At 63.1% G+C, this 3,150-nt stretch carries 5 protein-coding genes and 1 pseudogene; 1 reads left to right on the plus strand and 5 read right to left on the minus strand.

Annotated elements, in window-relative coordinates; all coding sequences use genetic code 11:
- Positions 1-166, plus strand: a pseudogene (locus WB785_RS04350) (HNH endonuclease signature motif containing protein); the annotation flags it as partial.
- Between the two features lie 11 nt (positions 167-177).
- On the opposite strand, the gene WB785_RS04355 reads toward WB785_RS04350, so the two are convergent.
- The 5 genes from WB785_RS04355 to WB785_RS04375 form a co-directional block, all read right to left on the minus strand.
- Positions 178-762: a TetR/AcrR family transcriptional regulator gene (locus tag WB785_RS04355; protein WP_424077462.1), complete on the minus strand. Its 585-nt coding sequence runs from the start codon at positions 760-762 to the stop codon at positions 178-180.
- Positions 759-1,169, minus strand: coding sequence for a nuclear transport factor 2 family protein (locus tag WB785_RS04360; protein WP_424077463.1), 411 nt, complete (start codon positions 1,167-1,169; stop codon positions 759-761). The genes WB785_RS04355 and WB785_RS04360 overlap by 4 nt, the downstream gene beginning before the upstream one ends.
- A 165-nt stretch (positions 1,170-1,334) precedes the next feature.
- Positions 1,335-1,991, minus strand: coding sequence for a UdgX family uracil-DNA binding protein (locus WB785_RS04365; RefSeq protein WP_424077464.1), 657 nt, complete (start codon positions 1,989-1,991; stop codon positions 1,335-1,337).
- 20 nt (positions 1,992-2,011) lie between these two features.
- The gene (locus tag WB785_RS04370) at positions 2,012-2,572 is read right to left on the minus strand and encodes a hemerythrin domain-containing protein (RefSeq protein ID WP_424077465.1); all 561 of its coding nucleotides are present in this window, start codon (positions 2,570-2,572) and stop codon (positions 2,012-2,014) included.
- 106 nt (positions 2,573-2,678) lie between these two features.
- On the minus strand, positions 2,679-3,150 hold a 472-nt coding region (locus tag WB785_RS04375), incomplete at its 5' end, for an SDR family NAD(P)-dependent oxidoreductase (protein ID WP_424077466.1).

Raw genomic sequence — 3,150 nt, forward strand, 5'->3', positions numbered from 1 at the left:
CCCACAACACACCATCACCGAACAAGGGTGGACCACCCGCAAGCTCAAAAACGGCGACACCGAATGGATCCCACCACCCCACCTCGACCACGGCCAACCCCGCGTCAACACCTACCACCACCCCGAAAAACTGCTCCGCCAAGACGACGACGACGGGCATCCCTGACCCATGGTCATTTATCCACCGTGAGCGATCTGCTCTAAAAGCCATGCGCCCCAAGCGGCATCGGTTCGCTTACCAGGCAATCTGAGTGCCGTGGAGATCGTGACTAAAAGGCCGGTCGCAAAGAAGGTTCGCACCTCGAGCTCGTCTGCGCCGGTGAGGTCGGTGACTGCACGTTGCAGTGCGAGGTGACGGCGGGCGACTGCCTCGCGCACAGCTTCATTTCCGGCCGCTGCGTAGCTTTGGAGCATCATCAGCGCGACAGTTCGGTCGCGCTGCAGCAGACGCCGATAAGCATCGCCTAGCACGATGAGCGGTGTCGCACCGTCGCTGGCGCTTGAGCTGGTGGCCGCTGCCCTGAACGCGGCGGCAATGCGATCGAACGCCGCGTCGACGGCGGCAAGAAAAAGCGCTTGCTTCGAGCCGAACATCTGCACAATGCGCGGATGCGAAATGTCAGCGCGAGCGGCGATCGCCTCCAACCGTGTTCCAGCCAGCCCCGTTTCGGCGAACTCGACCGCCGCCGCATCAAGAATCTCGGCACGCCGCACCGATGCTGGCTTTCGCTCACGTGCTGACACTGCGGCGTCGGCGGTCATCGTGGCCGATTTTTTCCAAGCTGGCGCAGCACCAGATCATTGTCATACAGACAGCGATAGGCGCTGATCAGACCGTCCTCGCGAAGCTCTAAGCGATCGTCGCCATGGAATTCGAGCTTCCGACGGGTCGGTGCGTGCGTGCCACTGAACCGCCAGGCAACCAGCACCGCAGGGCGGCTTACGTCGGCGTATAGGCCCTCCAGGAAGAATTTATGGTCAGGAAACGCCACGCCCATCGCTTCTACAAAGTTTCGGATGGCGTCGCGGCCGTGAACCGTGTCGCCGAGCGCCGGCTCGTCGTACACCAATTCCTCTGCGCACAACGCGGCGACAGCATCGCCGTCATGATCGTTCCAGGCTTTCGCCCAGCGTTGACAAAAATCTCCGATCGCAGCAGGTTGGGCCATCGCGCCACTAGATATTGAAGTCACGCTTTCTAACTTACTAGTTTGTAAGAAGTGATGCAAGCCTCGGTCGCTCACCGCATCCGGCGGCTCGATGGCAGATAGTTTGTCGGCGGCGGTTCACCGAATGGATCCCACCACCCCGAAGACCATGACGCGCCGTAGCGGCTACCGCCTAAGTCCGCCACGCGCACTGCGCAAGTCGTCGACCAACGACTTGTATGCCTGCTCGCGGTCAGTCCGATCGCGTAGCACGGCTGACGGATGCAAGGTGGCCGCCAGCCGCGGCTCGGGGTCCAGTTGCACTTGCGCCTCTGGGGGCAGCTGCAAGAGCTCACCGCGATGCGCAGATACTCGAAAAGCGCTGCCCAGCAACGACTGAGCGGCGGTAGCGCCAAGCAGGACAATCACCTGCGGTTCCAGCGTCTCGATCTCGGAGATCAGCCATGGCCGGCACGCGACGACCTCGGTTCGGTTCGGCTTTTGGTGTATCCGGCGTTTGCCGCCTTTGCGGGTGAACTTGAAATGCTTGACGGCGTTGGTTTGATACGTCAGTTCCGGATCGATGCCAGCGTCGTCGAGCGCACGCGCGAGCAGCCGCCCCGCCGGGCCGACAAATGGCAGGCCCTCGACGTCCTCGCGGTCGCCGGGCTGCTCACCGACCAGCATGATCGGAGCATCGGGGTGACCGTGCCCGAACACGGTCTGCGAGGCGTTCTCGTACAACGTACAACCGCGACAGCAACTCGCCGCGGCGGCCAGCGAATCCAATGTACGGTCTTCGGGCAGGAACTGTTCTGCTCCGGGTGCCTTGGTCGGGCTCATGGGTGTGCGCCTGGCTCAGGTCAGCCTTTACCCATGATGGTGTCGCGCGCCCGGTCCATCATCGCCGCGAACGGTCCGGCGAGCAGGTTGGCCACCTGCGATTCCACCCCGGCGTGCGGCCTGGTGGGCGCGATTGCTTCGGCGAGCTTGGCGGCGCGGCCCATGTGCTCGAGTTCGTCCCTGCCCAATTCCTGCTCGAGCTTGGCGAACTCCTGCTTCTCCTCCTGCTCGGCGTGCTGAACAACCGCGTCGCGAAGCTTGGTCAGTGCGTCGGTGAACGAATCGTCGTCGACGTCGAGCTTCTCCAATTCGGACAGCACCGTCTTGGCTTCGTGCTCCTCTTCTAACCGCGCATCAATTATCTTGTCGCCGTTAGGAATCTTTCGCTGCGCCCGCGGGTGGACGATCTCCTCTTCGGCTGTTTCATGCACGGCGAGCAACCGGCGCAGCGCGACGAAGGCCTGCTCCCGCTTCTTGCCGGAAGCGGCAAGCGTTTCGGCAAACAACGACTTGATCTGCTCGTGCTGGCCAACGAGAAACTGAATGACATCGGTGGGTGTGTTTACCGCAGCATCAGCCATGGTTTCCTCCCGAAATTCGTGGGGTTTCGGCGCGCTGGGCTGTTGTGCGCGCCGAGTGTCGGCTACCCGACGCTCGGGTTCACCAAACCGTGGCCGCGGACCTAGTTCACTTCGGCAGGCCGAAGAGTTGAACCACACCGTGATCGCGGCCGGCCGTGTAGCCACCGTCGACGGCGATGGCCTGACCGCTGATGAAGGACCCGTCGGGCGATACCAAGAAGGCCGCCGTGGCGGCGATCTCTTCCGGCAGGCCCATCCGCTGCAGCGCGTGCTCCTCGGTGATCGAGGCCTTCGGGCCTTCCATTCCCGGCAAGCCGAAAACGTTACCGGTCATGGGCGTTTCGATGAAGCCGGGGCAAATCGCGTTTGCCCGGATACCGCTCGGGCCGTAGTCGAGCGCGATGTTCTTGGTGAGCAGCACGACGCCGCCCTTGGAGGCGTTGTAGGCGCTGCCGCCCGCCGTGCCTTCCAAACCCTCGATGCTTGCCAGCGTCACGATCGAGCCCCGCTCCCCCTCCACCCGCGGTTGGTCGATCATTCTGCCCAGAGCGGCCTTGGCGACCAGGAACGTTCCGGTG

Source organism: Mycobacterium sp. (assembly GCF_049585075.1).
GTDB lineage: Bacteria > Actinomycetota > Actinomycetes > Mycobacteriales > Mycobacteriaceae > Mycobacterium.

Bases quoted from the DNA above. Each gene is read 5' to 3' on its own strand.
- WB785_RS04355 (WP_424077462.1), bottom strand. From the start codon at position 762: ATGACCGCCGACGCCGCAGTGTCAGCACGTGAGCGAAAGCCAGCATCG.
- WB785_RS04360 (WP_424077463.1), bottom strand. From the start codon at position 1,169: ATGGCCCAACCTGCTGCGATCGGAGATTTTTGTCAACGCTGGGCGAAA.
- WB785_RS04365 (WP_424077464.1), bottom strand. From the start codon at position 1,991: ATGAGCCCGACCAAGGCACCCGGAGCAGAACAGTTCCTGCCCGAAGAC.
- WB785_RS04370 (WP_424077465.1), bottom strand. From the start codon at position 2,572: ATGGCTGATGCTGCGGTAAACACACCCACCGATGTCATTCAGTTTCTC.